General features: G+C 42.6%; 12 protein-coding genes. 3 read left to right on the forward strand and 9 right to left on the reverse strand.

Annotation, left to right across the window (positions count from 1 at the left end):
* Window positions 1-14 precede the first annotated feature (14 nt).
* The 3 genes from NSS67_RS27615 to NSS67_RS27625 form a co-directional block, all read right to left on the reverse strand.
* Window positions 15-512, reverse strand: a complete 498-nt coding sequence (locus tag NSS67_RS27615; RefSeq protein ID WP_339316936.1) for a hypothetical protein — start codon at window positions 510-512, stop codon at window positions 15-17.
* 79 nt (window positions 513-591) lie between these two features.
* The gene (locus NSS67_RS27620; protein ID WP_339316937.1) at window positions 592-1,044 is read right to left on the reverse strand and encodes a zf-HC2 domain-containing protein; all 453 of its coding nucleotides are present in this window, start codon (window positions 1,042-1,044) and stop codon (window positions 592-594) included.
* Window positions 1,041-1,601, reverse strand: a complete 561-nt coding sequence (locus NSS67_RS27625; protein WP_339316938.1) for an RNA polymerase sigma factor — start codon at window positions 1,599-1,601, stop codon at window positions 1,041-1,043. The genes NSS67_RS27620 and NSS67_RS27625 overlap by 4 nt, the downstream gene beginning before the upstream one ends.
* A gap of 123 nt (window positions 1,602-1,724) precedes the next feature.
* Here NSS67_RS27625 and NSS67_RS27630 point away from each other — a divergent pair, with 123 nt between their 5' ends.
* Together NSS67_RS27630 and NSS67_RS27635 are read left to right on the forward strand one after the other, a co-directional pair.
* Entirely contained in the window at window positions 1,725-4,820 is a 3,096-nt protein-coding gene (locus NSS67_RS27630; protein ID WP_339316939.1) for an ATP-binding protein, read from the forward strand.
* Window positions 4,821-4,918: 98 nt separating this feature from the next.
* A complete protein-coding gene (locus NSS67_RS27635; RefSeq protein ID WP_339316940.1) occupies window positions 4,919-6,064 on the forward strand; it encodes a response regulator in 1,146 nt (381 codons plus the stop codon).
* 69 nt (window positions 6,065-6,133) lie between these two features.
* On the opposite strand, the gene NSS67_RS27640 is transcribed toward NSS67_RS27635, so the two are convergent.
* From NSS67_RS27640 to ilvB, 5 genes are all read right to left on the reverse strand, one after another.
* On the reverse strand, window positions 6,134-10,033 hold the full coding sequence (locus tag NSS67_RS27640; RefSeq protein WP_339316941.1) for a collagen binding domain-containing protein: 3,900 nt from the start codon (window positions 10,031-10,033) through the stop codon (window positions 6,134-6,136).
* A gap of 248 nt (window positions 10,034-10,281) precedes the next feature.
* On the reverse strand, window positions 10,282-11,823 hold the full coding sequence (locus NSS67_RS27645; RefSeq protein WP_339316942.1) for a 2-isopropylmalate synthase: 1,542 nt from the start codon (window positions 11,821-11,823) through the stop codon (window positions 10,282-10,284).
* A 100-nt stretch (window positions 11,824-11,923) separates the two neighbouring features.
* A complete protein-coding gene (gene ilvC / locus NSS67_RS27650) occupies window positions 11,924-12,916 on the reverse strand; it encodes a ketol-acid reductoisomerase (RefSeq protein ID WP_036679485.1) in 993 nt (330 codons plus the stop codon).
* Window positions 12,917-13,093: 177 nt separating this feature from the next.
* Entirely contained in the window at window positions 13,094-13,582 is a 489-nt protein-coding gene (gene ilvN / locus NSS67_RS27655) for an acetolactate synthase small subunit (RefSeq protein WP_339320720.1), read from the reverse strand.
* Window positions 13,579-15,321, reverse strand: coding sequence for a biosynthetic-type acetolactate synthase large subunit (ilvB, locus tag NSS67_RS27660; RefSeq protein WP_339316943.1), 1,743 nt, complete (start codon window positions 15,319-15,321; stop codon window positions 13,579-13,581). The genes ilvN and ilvB overlap by 4 nt, the downstream gene beginning before the upstream one ends.
* Before the next feature lie 591 nt (window positions 15,322-15,912).
* Here ilvB and NSS67_RS27665 point away from each other — a divergent pair.
* On the forward strand, window positions 15,913-16,359 hold the full coding sequence (locus NSS67_RS27665) for a GNAT family N-acetyltransferase (protein ID WP_339316944.1): 447 nt from the start codon (window positions 15,913-15,915) through the stop codon (window positions 16,357-16,359).
* Between the two features lie 22 nt (window positions 16,360-16,381).
* On the opposite strand, the gene NSS67_RS27670 is transcribed toward NSS67_RS27665, so the two are convergent.
* A complete protein-coding gene (locus NSS67_RS27670; RefSeq protein ID WP_339320721.1) occupies window positions 16,382-16,711 on the reverse strand; it encodes a hypothetical protein in 330 nt (109 codons plus the stop codon).
* Between the last annotated feature and the right edge of the window lie 32 nt (window positions 16,712-16,743).

Below are 16,743 nucleotides of genomic sequence, written 5' to 3' on the forward strand. Positions count from 1 at the left end.
CAAATCCCCGTTTCTTATGCTCTCGTATTGTTTCTTAGCATCTTCAGACCGTACGCAATCAGACCCAGTGAAAGCAAGATCGTACCAATGTTAATCTCAATCAACATTCTCCAAAGCGTCGGAAATGCTGAAATCACCAGCATAAGGAACCCAGCAACAACACATCCAATGCCGACCCAAGCTGGATTCACATCTTCATGTGGGTAACCTGGCATAGCGGACATTCCCATGGTCCATGGTTCTCCGAAGCTGTCTGGATGAAACATCATACGTTCGTGCTCGGCTGCAGTTATTTTCATCCAAGCCGCTTTCTGCAGGGCATCAAACAATTGGTAAAACCAAAGTGCAGCCAGCGCAAAAGGGAAGATCATAGGCTCGGACGGAATAAACATAATACATAAGGACGCCCCGATCATAAACTGCAAACCCTGCTTTTTGAAGCCTAAATACAAATGACCTACTCCAGGAATCATAGCCAGCATAAAAGTGAGCCAACGTCTCTTCTTAATCATAATACATCCTCCTAAAATTTGGATAGCATAAACTTCAGTTTATCTGAATCCATCTATTTATTTATTATTCTCTTCATGACTATTTTCCAAAGCCACCAAACCATTGGGTTACCGAATTCGACACATGACCATTGATTTCAGTTATCCCATAAGCTAAATTCTCGAAAACTCCAAACTGTAACAATAACAAACTTAAACAGGCAGCCACCGCATAATGCATCCAAGATGTTCTAGGAGCAAAACGACGTCTTACGCTTGTCGCTTTATTCGCTCGCTCTCTGCGCCCTGTTTCGAGCTGCTCAATATTAGCCATAACACCTGCTGCGAGATCTGGGAAGTCCATCTGTGCATGTTGAGATTCGCTGTCTGAATCCATTTCTGACCAAAGGGCTGACATTTCCTTAGCTTCCTCCAGCCACTGAGCGCAATCAGGACAGGACTCTATGTGCAATCGGATACTCAGCTCCATATCTGGAGACAGTAGGTTATCAATATAATGTGGCATCCATTCTTTCACTATTGCACAATTCATCGCAATTCCTCCCTTTGTCTACGCATCATCTGTCTGGCACGATATAGCTGCGATTCGATAGTCTTAACGGAAACACCCTTTTGCTCCGCAATCTCCTGATAAGAATTTCGTTGAAAATAGTACAGCTGCACGACCGACCGGTACGGTTCTGCAAGGCTGTTCACATTCTCACCCAGTTCAGCTGATTGTTCCTGCTCAAGCACCGCATGCTCTGGCGTTTGAGACGTCACCCAATCATTCTCTGTGTAATCAGCTGCACTTCGATGCTTCCACTCCCTATCATTGGCCCGTTTCCAGTCCAGACAGGTTCGGTAGGCTATCCGATACAGCCATGTCGAGAAGGAAGACTGTCCTCTGAAGGAGGGGAGTGCTTTATATGCTTTTATAAAAACCTCTTGGGCCATATCTTTGGCCGATTCGGCTTCTCCAGTAATCTTTACGCACACTCTGTATACCATGCCTTGATAACGTGTCACCAAATGCCCAAAGGCTTGATGCTGACCGTTCAGCACAGCAGATATCCATTCCGCCTCTTCCAGCTTTCTCCCCTCCTTCACCTACATAACGTTAGACGCCAGCCAATTCCACTCCCCTGCAACTTAGCCACAACTTTTTTTAAATTTTTGAAATATCTTTAAGAAAGGAATATATCGTTGTTTGTCGAATTATGTTTAATTACTATGACTAAAAGAAAACTGTTTCTAATTATCGTGCTCTTTCTTGCTGTACTTACCGGCTTTCGCATCCTATGGGTTTGGGCTTCCCCTCACTCTATAGAACCACAATTAGTTAAAGGAGTACTCGATTTACGGGATAAAGAATTGAATCAAGACAAGCTCCTTACCTTAAACGGACAATGGGAGTTCTATCCTAATATACTGCTCCCCTCTTTCAATAAAGAATCCCTAACTAAAGCTACCACTAAAAAATATATACAAGTCCCGGGTCAGTGGAACGATGCGTTTATTGATGGCGAAAAGTCTGCTAATGGCTACGGCTCCTATCGTCTCCGTGTTCTTGTAGATAAAAATGAAAAGCAATCTTATGGTATCCTCATATCCGGGGTTCGAACTTCTTCGAAAATTTATATAAATGGTGAACTGCTGGGCAGTTCAGGTTCTCCTACTTCCAATAAAGAGGACTATATTGCTCGTGTAATACCTTACTCAATATCATTTACAACCGATAAGAGTGAGATTGAAATTGTGATTCATGCAGCCAACTATTCCTTGGCCGATACAGGTGGTATTGTTAGACCCATTTTATTCGGCAGCGAAAAAGCTTTAACCCACCAAAGGCTCATTTCCATAGGCCTTCAGCTGTTGTTATGTGTAGTACTCCTGCTCCATGCAATCTATGCAGCAATATTATATATCATTGGACCACGTCAAAAGATGCTGATTTATTTTTTTCTATTGGTAATTACTGCTACAACTACCGTGCTCATGGATGATGACAAGCTTCTGTTATATTTACTTCCCTTGAGCTACCAATGGGCCTTCAAAATATTATTCATATCTAATATTATGACTTTTATATTCATCCTACAGACAAGCAAGCATCTAATGTTCAAGAATATGAAAATAAAAAGTGTAAGTATTATGACTGGTCTGTCCTTGGCACACATCTTTTTCATACTGGTTGGCCCTGTAGTCCAGCATTATGAATTATATACGCCAATTTTCTTCATCAATTTATTTGTTTTAGGATTAGAAGTTGTAGTTCTCTTTCTTAAATCTATTCTTAGAAACTACGATGGCTCTATTTTTCTATTGCTATCCATCCTGGCCATCATTAACAGCACCCTTTGGGGATGCTTCAAAAATTTCAATTTGGTCGATGCGACCTATTATCCTTTTGACCTGATTATAGCCTTTTTGGGCTTTGCTACTTTTGGGTTCAAGCACTATTTCTGGAATACTAAGCAGACTGAAAATCTGGCACAGAGCCTGCAGAGGACCGTTACGCAAAAGGATAATTTCTTAGCTAATACCTCTCATGAGCTGAAAAATCCGCTGCATAGCATCATTAATATCGCTGAGACCGTCCTAGACAGTGAGAGAGAATCTTTAATGCATCAGAACGCAGATAATTTAGAGCTGCTTATCACCGTCGGAAGACGTATGTCTCTACTGCTAAACGATCTACTCGATCAATCTCAGCTTCGTGAAAGCAATATTAAACTGCAGCTAAAAAATGTTCCTATTCAATCCGTAGCTGTTGGCGTACTCGATATGCTCAAATTCCTAACGGAAGGCAAATCCATAACATTAATATCGGAGATTCCGGAGTCATTCCCTTCTATTGTGGCAGATGAAAAAAGGCTCATTCAGATTCTATTCAATCTACTTCAAAATGCTGTTAAATTTACAAGCGTAGGCTCAGTAAGGGTCCATGCGGATATTCACAAAGGTTTGGCGCGCATCCATATTACGGATACCGGCATTGGTATGAACGAGGAAATGCAGCTCCGAGCCTTTCAACCCTATGAGCAGTTTGACTCCAGCATGACGGCAATAAGTGGCGGAATCGGACTAGGCTTAAGCATTTGTAAACAGCTGGTTGAACTTCATGGTGGGGAGATAAGTGTGGTATCTTCGCTTGGCAAGGGCTCTACCTTTACTTTTACTATGCCTCTATCTGATCCAGCTATTCGAGAATTCAAATCAAAACTACCATCAGTGACTGAATTTCCGAACAAGTCACCTAAGATAACTGAATCCGAAATCACCACTACATCAGCTACATCTACTCCATCAACGGATGGAAGAAGACCTAAGATTTTGGCTGTCGACGATGACCCGGTTAATCTAAAAATACTTACTGGCTTACTGTCCATCCAAGATTATGAAATGATTACAGTAACCAGTGGAATCGATGCTTTAATAAAGCTGGATACCGATCAATGGGATTTGATTATTACCGATGTAATGATGCCACAGATGTCCGGTTATGAATTGACACAGAGAATTCGTGAACGGTTTACAATAGCTGAGCTTCCAATTCTACTTCTGACCGCACGTAGCCAGCCGGAAGATATCTATACCGGATTTGTTTCGGGAGCGAATGATTATATAATGAAACCTATGAATGCAATGGAGCTAAAGGGACGGGTACGTTCCCTCACGGATTTAAAGCAGTCCGTAAATGAACGACTTCGTCTGGAAGCGGCGTATCTTCAAGCGCAAATACAACCGCATTTCTTGTTCAACACTTTAAATTCTATCTCTGCTCTGGCATCTTTTGATATTAATCGAATGAGTCACCTCATTGATGCCTTCAGCTCTTATTTACGCTTAAGCTTTAACTTCTTGAATGCTCTACCTATGATACCCATTGAACGCGAACTTGAGCTTGTTCGTGCCTATCTGTACATAGAGAAAGAACGCTTTGAGGATAGGATGACCATTAACTGGGAGTTGGCAGAGAACCTACATTTCCAGTTACCTCCCTTGACCATTCAACCACTCGTTGAAAATGCCGTCCGGCACGGGATATTAAGCCGCGCCAAAGGAGGAACGCTTTCCATATCCATCAAAGATCTGGCTGATGATATTGAGATCACAATCACTGATAATGGTAAAGGTATGACTAGCGAACAACTTAAGCAGCTACTGAGCAGTCAATTTAATGGCACGCGAGGTATTGGATTTATTAATACACATAAACGGCTCTTACGTATCTATGGGAAGGGTTTGCAAATCAAAAGTGAGGAAGGCCAAGGAACCTCAGTAAGTTTTAAGATTCCTTCAGAAAAAAAGAAATCCAAATATTAGGAATTTCTATTCACAGACAGGCTATAACGAGCCGAAATATAAGTAAGCGGTTAACGCTGTTTTTTGCTAAAAATACTATATTGAGTGGTGAAATAACGATGATTCAAGCAGTATTGGTGGATGATGAACGGCTTGCTCTCGTAAAGTTAGAGTTTATGTTAAAAGAAATAGAAGCCGTTAATATTGTCGCGTCCTATACAGATCCTGTCCAAGCCATACAAGAGGCTCCGTCATTGGAACCCGACGTTATTTTTATTGATATTGAAATGCCCGAAATGAACGGACTTCAGGCTGCCGCAATACTGCAGGAGACTTGTCCCAATGCTACTATTGTATTCGTGACTGCTTATAACCACTATGCTGTGGAAGCCTTTGAGCTAAATGCACTAGACTATATTTTGAAGCCTGTGCGAAATGACCGGTTGCTTAAGACAGTACAACGCTTAGAGGACAGATTGACGCTTGCACCAAAAAGCACAGGGGAAGTATACGAAATAACGATTCGTTGTCTACAATCGCTTCGTTTTGAACGAGGTGGACAGCCCCTAAACAATCTGCGCTGGAGAACCTCTAAGGCGCAAGAATTGTTTGCTTTCCTACTACATAATCGCAACCGATTCGTCAGTAAAGACTCGCTGATTGACCTGCTGTGGCCAGACTTTAACCTTAAGAAGGCCTCTACCCATCTCTATACAACCATTTATCAAGTTCGGCAATGCTTGAAACAGAGTGAGGTGGACCTGCAAATCAGCAACGTCAGTGGTGGTGAAGGGTATATGCTTGAGACCGGATCGCTCTTAATCGATGCAACCCAGTGGGAGCATAACATTCTCGCTCTTGAATCCATCGGAGAAGACAATTATACAGCACATCAAAGCTTATTCGATCTTTATTCAGGTGATTATTTCGGAGATTATGATTATTTGTGGGCTGAGGGCGAACGACAACGCCTTCGCACCATTTGGCTCCACCATGCCATGGGAATGGCTCAGTATTATATCGACAGCAGCAGGATTCCCGAGGCCGTCACCGTTTATCAAAGGGTAGTACAGCTCCAGCCCTATTTTGAACAAGGGCATTTAGGATTAATGAAGGTCTACAGTAGTATAGGGGAACGATCCGCTGTGGAAGAACAATATAAGACTCTAAAGGATTTATTAAAAAGCGAACTCGGTATTGGGCTCCCAGCCAGTGTTGAAGATTGGTACGAACAATGGGTGTTCCACAACCTAAGAGTACAATGACCTGAGCCTACGTTCTGAACATAACAAAGACACCCGGATAGTATCGGGTGTCTTTGTTATTACCATGCATTAATTATTGCGTTTGAATCTTCTAGTCAACACGAACCCTATAAGAACCAGACTTCCACCTACTAAGTAAATAGGAAGTGCACTGTCTTCTCCCGTTTTCGGAAGCTGAGTCGGTTTATTACCATGATCCCCTGGCTCTGTAACTGTACCTGTTGGTACTTCCTCAACATCGATCTCAATCTCGATTTCTTCTTCATTTCCATTCTCATCTGTCACAATAATTGTGAACTTGTCTTTTCCAATGAAACCCGGATCCGGTGTATAAACCCATTTGCCATCCTTAGTAATTGTCACCTTACCATGATCTGGCTTATCACCGATACTTGGTAATCCGCCAAGTGGGATTTCACCTTCAATAGGAATATCCTCATCTGTTGTTAGTTTCTCTACAGGTGGTGTCACCTGCGGAACAATAGGCGTACTTGTTGGCACCGGCGTTACTGTTGGTGCTGAAGTTGGTGTCACAGTTGGCGTTGCCACCACAGGTGTTGCAGATGGAGTAGGCGTTACGATTACTCCCGGTACTGGCGTCGGCGTCGCTACCGGAACCGTTGGATTGTCTGGCGTCGACGTTGGTGTTACTGTCGACACAGGTGTTTCCGTCGGCGTTGGTGTTACTATCGGTGTCAGTGTAATTAGCGGCGTCGGCGTTGGTGTTGGCGTCGGTGTTATTATCGGTGTCAATGTTACTACCGGCGTTGGTGTTACTGTCGGCGTCGGTGTTACTATCGGTGTCAGTGTTACTACCGGCGTCGGTGTTGGTGTCGGTGTTACTATCGGTGTCAGTGTTACTACCGGTGTTGGCGTTGGCGTCGCTATTTTTTGATTCTTCAACGTCATATCTGTTACTGTCGTTGAACTAAACTTCACCTCATATTTATTTGGATCCAACACATATCCATTAGGTGCCGTTTTTTCTTGCAAAAAGTATTTTCCTGGCCGGAGATCTTTAAATACTGTTTTGCCGTCCTTATCTGTCGGAATTGATGTGCTAAATAAAACCTCTTCCGATCCAGATACTCGATATAAATTGAAGATAGCTCCTTCAAGAGCTTTACTATCTGCAGCATCTACTTTCATGACGGCTAATTCTTTTCTAGTCCCTTGTCCAATTCCACTGGAATCCGAAAATACTACAGTTACACTTGATTCTTTGGATTGGGTTCCTGTCTGGGATCCATTACCACTAAATTTAACGAAGTTACTAATCTTTCCATTATTTTTCGCCTCTAAAATTATGGAGTCATACTTCAAAATAAAAGGCTTCTCAATCGTTTTATTGAACTTCAATATAAATTGCTCTGCACCTGTCTTGTCATCCTTTGAAAATTCAAGCGTATAATCCTTGTCCGCTCCTTGTGTAAGTGCTGGACCAGCTTCAACAACTACGCCTTCCTTTGTAATCGTTGTCGGCAGCAACCGGAATGACTCCGGCAAGAACATTTGATTAGCGTCCGGATTATCAATGATTTGTGCATCTTCTACAAGAGATTGATTGTAGTTGATCTTTAAAGTCCAATTTAGCTTTGTCTCATTTTTAGGGTCCTGGGCCCCTGTCTTGGTAACATACTGATCGTTTTTACCGCCGTTTGGAATTTTAACTTCACTTTTCAAATCTTTGGATACAGGCACACCATTGTCAGACAGCTTAGCTGTATTGTAAATCTTTTCATTCTCAACCACTTGATCTTTTAAGCTGGTGGTGAATTTAATCAAATAAGGCTTTGCAATTTTTTCATTAAAGCTTATTTTCAGCAATTTAGTCTTTTTATCGTAATCCACAGAATATAGTTTGGGATTAGAGCTGGCAGTAACTGTGACTTCTTTTCCAACCTTAGGGTTGCCATTGCTTTCTATCGAAAGTTCGTAAACCTTTATAGATTCCTCTATTAACTGCTGTTTATCTTCTAAGGTATCAACAAGCACAGCTTTAGCAAGCTCTTTGCTGTTGTAGTTAATCCCTATTTCCCAAGAAATCTCCTTGGTTTGAGCGTCATAGGAACCGTTTTTGTAGCCATTATTCTGCGCTTTTGAATTAGGATAGAATGTATCCTCAACCGTGATGGTTTTCGTTTCTGTAGGTTTAGATGGGTCATTCCAGTCAACAGAAGCTCTATTCAAAAATTTCACTTCGTTCTTAACCCAATCATATACAGTCGTCCCGTCACTTTTCTTCAACCAATCATTATTGAAATACGTTTTGTAAGTAATCGTATAACTCTTATCAATAGATGATTTGAATTTCACGGTAAAACCTTCTGTAGGTTTTGAATCATCAAGAGTATACATAGAGGGAGCCATTAGATTACCGTTTTTATCCTTGATAGTAAACCCAACATCAGTAAATTTCAAACCTTTGTTAGGGAAGGTATCCGTAATCACTACATTATTCATTAATTTTTCATCACTATTAATTTTTATCGTCCAGCTTACAGTTTTATCAGCGTAATTAGCCTGTCCAACCTTCTTGGAGATAATATCATGTTTAAGTGTCCCGTATTCAGTCTTGTCATTAGTAACACCATTAACTACAGTAGTAACTGTATTCTGAATCTTTGTTTCTCCTTCGATCCGATCTTTCGCCCGGGTCTGATACTCGATCTTGTAAGCATTCGAAATATTATTATTAAATGATAATTCGAAATTTTCAAACCCTGCTTTCGGAGTTAAAGTATTCTCAGATACTGTGTAGTCATTCACTAAAACTTTATCAGGACTATCTTTAGACTTAGTGAAGTCTAATTTATATACCTTCATAGAGCCAGGTACAAACTGTTGAGAGTCCGAATAATAATCGCTCAACTTGGCCTCTGCCTTAGAAATCGTTTTTTCACCGTAATTGTATTCAATCGTCCAATAAGTGTCCTGTGTCACGGAATTATAACCGAGGAAAGTTTTCTTCAATAATGCTCCATGATTAAGTGGTACACTTGCTTTATCTGAAACAGGTCCTGTACCATTACCCTTGAAAGTTGCCGTGTTTTCAAATGAGGTTTTAGTATCATCAATAACATCCGTAACGAATTCAATGCGGTATGCTTCCGTAATCGGTGTATTAATATCAGGGGTAATAAACTTTACCTCTAAGGTGTTCCCCAATAGACTTGCAGAATATTGACTATTGTTTAAAGGAGCACCAGGAGATACAGTACCGTTTAGCGCCACATTAAGCTTACTGACCTTAACATCACTTATATCAGTTAAAGCTAAACCCGCAGGGATTACATCGGTTACAACAGCTCCATATACACTATCCATAACCTTGTTCACATCAACAGTCCATTTTATCTGTTTGGCATTAAAATTCCCTTGATTAGTGCCTACCGCAGCTCCATTTTTGTCAATAGTAGAACTAACCTCAGGTTTAAATCGGACTGTAAACTCCTGCTCTGCACCACCATTTATCGGAAACTTAATCGTATAGGGTAAAGTGTCCGTAAACTTCGTTGTGTCAAAACGAGTCTCCACTTCAATTGCACCTTTGACATCGAAATATTCTCCGACTTCACCGGTGAAGGTTAAGGTAACTTTGTTAGGGCTCCCTTTAATAATGTCGTAATGCCCCAGCTCTTTACCTTCAAACATAATCTTTTTATTCAAAAAGTCTTTCTCGAGCACAAACCCTTCTGGTAGTTCAAATGTAAAAGTATCACCTGCACCGTAATCATTTCCATCTGGAACCGACCAGTTATAGTTCAACTTCACGGTGGAGCTCAGCTTGTAAACAGAATCTGTGACCTGTACCCCTTTCTCATATACAGACATCGTCACACTTGTAATGATATTAGCGCTGTTCTCAATCGCTTTTGCTTTGACCTGAGAAACGAAGCCGAAAGCATTGAAAAACTGCGTACTAAGAAGTATTACTACCATCCATAAACCAATTTTCTTTTTCCACATAAAACGAAAGTCCTCCCTCTTCCTATAAAAGTACTTACCTGACTATTTCTAAGTTGTTTGTTCTCCAAATACTTCAATAATCTACCTTCGATTGTAATTTACCGATATGAACAATTTCTGAACAGATCTGAAATTTCGCTAGAATTCGCTAAATCAGTATTATTTTGAAGCAAAAAAAAGCCCTGACAGTGAACTTACTGTCAGGACTTCTCTACATAATTATTAATTTCTACACAATATAATTTCACTTATAGACTTGCATGGTCACGTTTGGTATAAGTCTTACGCTTCTCCAGAAGCTTGTTTAGCGCATCAATATAAGCGCGTGCACTCGCTTCTAGAATATCGGTGCTAAGTCCACGGCCCTGTGCAGCAACTTCGCCCTGCGACAGCACTACATGAACCTCGCCTTGTGCGTCTTTACCACGGGAGACGGATTTAATGGAATAGTCCCCAAGGGTAACTTCTTCACCTGTCGCTTTATCAATAGCATTGTAGATTGCATCTACTGAACCATTACCTTCTGCCTCTGCTACAATAGGCTCCGCTTCCGGACCATCGATAATCACTTTGGCGGTTGGAACAGCTTTATTGCCGTAAGTAACGTAAATCGTCTGAAGTCTGAATACTTCTGGCGTATCAATTAGCTTTTCTTCAATCAATGCCAAAATATCTTCATCTGACACTTCTTTTTTCTTATCCGCCAAATCCTTAAATCTTGAAAATGCGGTATTTAGCACTTCTTCTGATAAATCATACCCTAAATCACTTAACTTATCACGGAAAGCATGACGTCCAGAGTGCTTACCAAGAACCAGCTTGCTCTCCTTAAGTCCAATGGTTTCCGGTGTCATGATCTCATAGGTGGTTTTTTCTTTTAGCATCCCATCCTGGTGAATACCCGATTCATGAGCAAACGCATTTGCTCCTACAATCGCTTTATTCCCTGGGACTACCATACCAGTCAGCTTACTGACCAGACGGCTTGTGCGAGAAATTTCGGATAACGTTAGAGAAGTTTTTGCGTCAAAAAATTCAGCACGTGTCTCCAGCGCTAATGCCACTTCTTCAATCGCTGTGTTTCCGGCACGTTCCCCGATACCATTAATCGTTCCCTCGATCTGATCCGCACCATTCTGAATCGCAGCTAGCGTATTCGCCGTAGCCATACCAAGATCGTTATGACAATGAGCACTTAGCTGAATGCGTTCAATATCTGGCACGTTCTCTTTTAAATATTTGAAGATAGCTCCGTACTCTGAAGGATTCAAATAACCTACAGTATCCGGGATATTAACAACATTAGCGCCTTCTCGTATAGCCATTCCGACCATTTCAGCCATGAAATCATACTCCGTACGACCTGCGTCTTCTAATGAGAACTCAAGTTTAGGGAAATATTTCTTAGCGTACCGGATAGCAGACTGTGCAGTTTCCAGCACCTGAGCCTTATCCATCCGCAGTTTATGCTGGCGGTGAATAGGAGATGTGGCTAGGAAAATATGGATGCAAGGGTCCTGTGCACCCTTTAGCGCTTCTTTTACAGCATCGATATCTGTCTCTCTAGAACGAGAAAGACCAATTACCGTGACATTCTTGACTGCTCTTGCTACTGCATTTACTGAAGCCAAATCACCTGGGGAAGCAGCAGGAAAGCCCGCTTCCATACGGTCAATCCCCAGCTTTTCCAGCTGGTAGGCGATCTCTACTTTCTCACGCGTGTTAAGGTTCACACCTGGCGACTGCTCTCCGTCTCGCAGCGTCGTATCGAACACATAAATTTTCCGCATGCAAAGCACCTCCTAAAGATTGTGCTAAAACCCTCAAATGCGGCTCGTATAGTCACGGCCGCATTTGAAGGTCACACTATTTAATCATAGGTATATATGATTACTTCTTAATCCAGTGCATCATTTCACGCAATTGGCTACCTACTACTTCTACTGGGTGAGCAGCTTCGTTACGACGAGTAGCTGTAAGGAAAGCACGTCCGGATTGGTTCTCAAGGATAAAGTCGCGAGCGAATTTACCTTCTTGGATATCCGTCAGAACAGCTTTCATTGCTTTCTTAGTATCTTCAGTTACAATGCGTGGTCCAGTTACATAGTCGCCGTATTCCGCAGTGTTACTGATGGAATCGCGCATGCTGGACAATCCGCCTTCGTATACCATGTCAACGATCAGTTTCAGTTCATGCAGACATTCGAAGTAAGCCATTTCAGGAGCATATCCTGCTTCTGTCAATGTTTCGAATCCAGCTTTGATCAGTGCGGATACACCACCGCAAAGTACTGCTTGTTCGCCGAACAAGTCAGTTTCGGTTTCTTCACGGAAAGAAGTTTCGATAACCCCTGCACGTGTACAGCCGATACCTTTTGCATAAGCAAGACCGATTTCTTTAGCTTTTCCAGTTGCATCTTGTTCGATAGCAATCAAGCCAGGAACGCCGAAGCCTTCAACATAAGTACGACGAACCATGTGCCCTGGAGATTTTGGTGCTACAAGCAGCACGTCAGCATCTTTAGGAGCAACGATTTGTCCAAAGTGTACGTTAAATCCGTGGGAGAACATCAAAGCCGCGCCCTTTTTGAGGTTCGGTTCTACTTCATTTTTATATACGGATGCCTGAGTTTCATCTGGCATCAGAATTTGCACAACATCAGCACGGGATACTGCTTCAGCTACTGGCAATACTTCAAAACCGTCATTTTTTGCAGTTTCGAAAGATTTACCTTCACGAAGACCGATGACAACTTGAAGACCACTGTCACGCAGGTTTTGTGCTTGGGCATGTCCTTGGCTACCGTACCCGATTACCGCAATTGTCTTTCCTTTTAATACACTAAGTTCTGCATCCTGTTCATAGTACGTTGTAACTGCCATTGTCAATATCCTCCTTTTAATTGAGACCCATCATAAAGAGCGGGTGCTTCAAGAGAACTAGATTCACACCCTATCAAGCTGCTCTTCAAGCTCCCGCTCTTTAGCGGGAAGTTCATTCATATCATATCAGATTAATGCAATCAAGCAGTAATCCATTAAAGTCGTAAAATAAAGTATTTAAGAGTTACCACGTACCATAGCCGTAACACCTGTGCGAGATAGCTCTTTAATTCCATAAGGTTTCAAAAGCTCGATCATCGCGTCAATCTTTTGTGTATCTCCAACCACCTGAACTAGCAATGAGGTAGTGCCGATATCGACAACTGAAGCACGGAAAGTCTCTACTACACCCATAATTTCCGGACGCTCACTTGGATCAGCATTCACTTTAATCAGAGCCAGCTCACGTGCAACCATCGGTTTGGATCCAAGATCAATGACCTTAATAACATCAATTAGCTTGTAAAGCTGCTTCTCAATTTGTTCAAGCGTATGCTGGTCTCCAAGAGTAACGATGACCATCCGAGACAGCCCAGCCTCTTCAGACTGACCTACGGTAATACTCTCAATATTAAATCCCCGACGACCGAACAAACCTGACACCCGCTGAAGCACACCCGGCTGGTCATTTACAAGTACAGAAATCGTATGTCTTGTCACTGTTATTCATCCCCCATCAGCATGTGATCGATGGTTGAACCTTGAGTTACCATCGGGTAGACATTCTCGTCTTTTGGAACAACGAACTCTACCAATACTGGACCCGGTGTTTCCAGTGCTTCCTGCCAAGCAGCATGCGCTTCTTCCTTGTTCGTAGCCCGTAGACCTTTCACACCATAGGCCTCAGCCAGCTTTACGAAATCTGGGCTGCCTGCGAGGTCTGTATAGCTATAACGTTTGTTATAAATCAGATTTTGCCATTGTCGAACCATGCCAAGCACCTGATTATTAATAACTACAATTTTGACCGGTATATTGTGGATGGCGCAAATAGCGAGTTCTTGTGAACACATTTGCATGCCGCCATCACCGTTTATCGATACTACCAACCGTTCAGGATGTGCCATTTGTGCACCGATAGCGGATGGGAATCCGAAGCCCATCGTTCCAAGACCGCCTGAGGTAATCCATGAACGTGGATGATTGAACTTATAGTACTGTGCTGCCCACATTTGATGCTGACCAACATCCGTAGTGACAATAGCTTCACCTTTAGTCGTGTCATTGATCATCTCAATAACCCATTGTGGTTTAAGCTCTGTCTCCGAATCATTATACCGAAGCGGCTGATCAAGTTTCCACTGAGCAATCTGCGTTCTCCAAGCATCAGCCTTAGATGCGCGGCCAACCTCAGGATTCAACATCTCCAGTACAATCTTCACATCGCCTACGATCGGAATATCAGGAGATACATTCTTTCCGATTTCCGCAGGGTCGATGTCGATATGAACGATCTTAGCTTTAGGTGCGAAACCGTCCAGCCTACCCGTAACACGATCATCAAATCGAGCTCCAATATTAATGAGCAAATCACACTGCTGAATAGCGTTGTTTGCGGTGTATGTGCCATGCATGCCTGGCATTCCCATCCAAAGAGCTTCAGCACTTGGGAAAGCTCCCAGTCCCAGCAAGGTCGTAGTGATAGGAATTTCTGTCCGTTTCACGAATTCGAGCATTGCTTCATGTGCCCCAGAGTATATAACTCCACCACCTGCAATGATAATCGGACGTTCAGCAACCGCGATAGCACGAACCAACTTATCAAGCTGCAGCTTGTTTGGAACTGTACAAGGGTTATAGCCACGAAGATTTACTGTATTCACTGGTGTGAACAGTGTTTTCGCTGCCGACACATCTTTCGGAATATCAATCAACACGGGTCCTTTGCGTCCGGTATTCGCTATATGGAAAGCTTCATGTATAACGCGCGGGAGATCCTCAACATCTCTTACAAAGTAGCTGTGTTTAGTGATCGGCATCGTGATCCCGGTAATGTCTGCTTCCTGGAAAGCATCTGTGCCGATTAGACTGGAGAATACGTTACCTGTGATTACAACCAATGGAGTAGAGTCCATATAAGCTGTAGCAATACCTGTCACCAGGTTTGTTGCTCCCGGACCTGAGGTTGCTATACACACCCCGGGTTTGCCACTTGCTCTAGCGTAACCGTCCGCTGCATGAATAGCGCCTTGCTCATGACGTGTTAACACGTGATTGAAATCCGTAAAACCGTACAATGCATCATAAATGTACAATACAGCTCCACCTGGATAACCGAATACTGTGTCTACACCCTCCAATACAAGGCTGCGGAGTAGTATTTCCGAACCGGTAATGACTTCCGGCTCCATCCATTTTTCTTTTAGCTGCTTTGTAGACCGTAATTCCGGTATTTGCGCGCTCATCAGTATTCCTCCTCCGATATTTAACATTCATTATGCAAATGACGGACCGTCCTTAATACATCAGCAAATGGTTATTTAAAAAACAAAAAAACCTTTCGCCTCCCACGCACAGTATTAGCGCGTGAGGGACGAAAGGTTGATCTTCCGTGGTACCACCCATGTTTGCATTACATCTCGCGATGCAACGCCTTATCAGGTATACAAAAATCCATCGATGTAGGCAAGGGCCCTAATCTCTGTAACCTGAAGTCCGTAACGCGGACTAAACGATTCTCCCTAATAATTCCACCACTCTAGCCAGTGGACCTTTCAGGAAAACAGCTCCGAGGTGAGCTCGTATATAAGGGATTTCGGTGGAGGTTGCAGCAAATCCTCACACTCTCTGAGCAAAAGAGCCCTTAAAACTTCGTCCTCATCATTGCCGATACATGTATGTTCGATAAAATGTTTAGACACATTATATGATTCCTAACACGGATAGTCAATACCCATATTTTTAAAATCGTCACAACTCCTACTTCTACACTCTCGGAACGCCTGCCCCTCTCCCAACATATGATATACGACAATGCGTGGAAAGGAGACGGCTCTATGATTCGTTATCGTCGATCCAAGCAGGATGACGTTGTAATTCTTGATTTAATCGAGCGACAGCTTGTACCATTATCTCATCTACCGCAAGCAGAAATTATTAAAATCAAAAAGGATTTGCCCCGTCGCCTGGGACACGGAATCACCCTTGTCACCTGTCCCGACTATGAAAGCGATCCAAATGGGTTTGTCCATTTTTTGCTGCATGGTGATTTACTCTACATCGATATGCTAGCTATTGCACCCGAAGCTCGGCGAAAACAACTGGGGAATATGCTCATGGATCGAGCAGAACGGTTTGCACTATCTCGCGGATGTCATCGTTCTAAGGTATCCGTTGATTTAGGAAATGTAGCAGCACTAGCCTTTTATCAAAGATTGGGCTACAGCGTAGCCCGTTATCAAACCCTAAGTTTTTGTTACGAACTTGAGAAACGATTCACCTAGCTAAAGCAGCTCTTATCGGAACTTAAAAGAATCCAAAAGGTGAATATGGTGTGCCTCCGTACCCATAACCTCCATAAGGAGTTCCATTTCCGTAACCGCCACCATAAGGTGTACCTCCGCCATAGCCACCACCATAAGCATAAGGCGCAGTCCCAATGGCGAGCAAATCAAACAACACTAATGGAATGATTGCTTTCGTTTGTACTTTTTTACCACTTACACGTCGTAATATAAGACGATTTCCTGATACACGAAGCAGTGTTCCTGTAACCTGTGTGCCATCCTTTTTCACTGCGATGATCTGCTTACCAATGAGTCTCATAACCTGCTTCTTCGTAACTGTATTAGCCATCATATCCCCTCCAAAATGTTTTGTAAGCCTCT

This window comes from Paenibacillus sp. FSL R10-2734, from assembly GCF_037963865.1.
GTDB lineage: Bacteria > Bacillota > Bacilli > Paenibacillales > Paenibacillaceae > Paenibacillus_AQ.

Bases quoted from the DNA above. Each gene is read 5' to 3' on its own strand.
- NSS67_RS27615 (WP_339316936.1), bottom strand. From the start codon at position 512: ATGATTAAGAAGAGACGTTGGCTCACTTTTATGCTGGCTATGATTCCT.
- NSS67_RS27620 (WP_339316937.1), bottom strand. From the start codon at position 1,044: ATGAATTGTGCAATAGTGAAAGAATGGATGCCACATTATATTGATAAC.
- NSS67_RS27630 (WP_339316939.1), top strand. From the start codon at position 1,725: ATGACTAAAAGAAAACTGTTTCTAATTATCGTGCTCTTTCTTGCTGTA.
- NSS67_RS27635 (WP_339316940.1), top strand. From the start codon at position 4,919: ATGATTCAAGCAGTATTGGTGGATGATGAACGGCTTGCTCTCGTAAAG.
- NSS67_RS27640 (WP_339316941.1), bottom strand. From the start codon at position 10,033: ATGTGGAAAAAGAAAATTGGTTTATGGATGGTAGTAATACTTCTTAGT.
- NSS67_RS27645 (WP_339316942.1), bottom strand. From the start codon at position 11,823: ATGCGGAAAATTTATGTGTTCGATACGACGCTGCGAGACGGAGAGCAG.
- ilvC (WP_036679485.1), bottom strand. From the start codon at position 12,916: ATGGCAGTTACAACGTACTATGAACAGGATGCAGAACTTAGTGTATTA.
- ilvB (WP_339316943.1), bottom strand. From the start codon at position 15,321: ATGAGCGCGCAAATACCGGAATTACGGTCTACAAAGCAGCTAAAAGAA.
- NSS67_RS27665 (WP_339316944.1), top strand. From the start codon at position 15,913: ATGATTCGTTATCGTCGATCCAAGCAGGATGACGTTGTAATTCTTGAT.
- NSS67_RS27670 (WP_339320721.1), bottom strand. From the start codon at position 16,711: ATGGCTAATACAGTTACGAAGAAGCAGGTTATGAGACTCATTGGTAAG.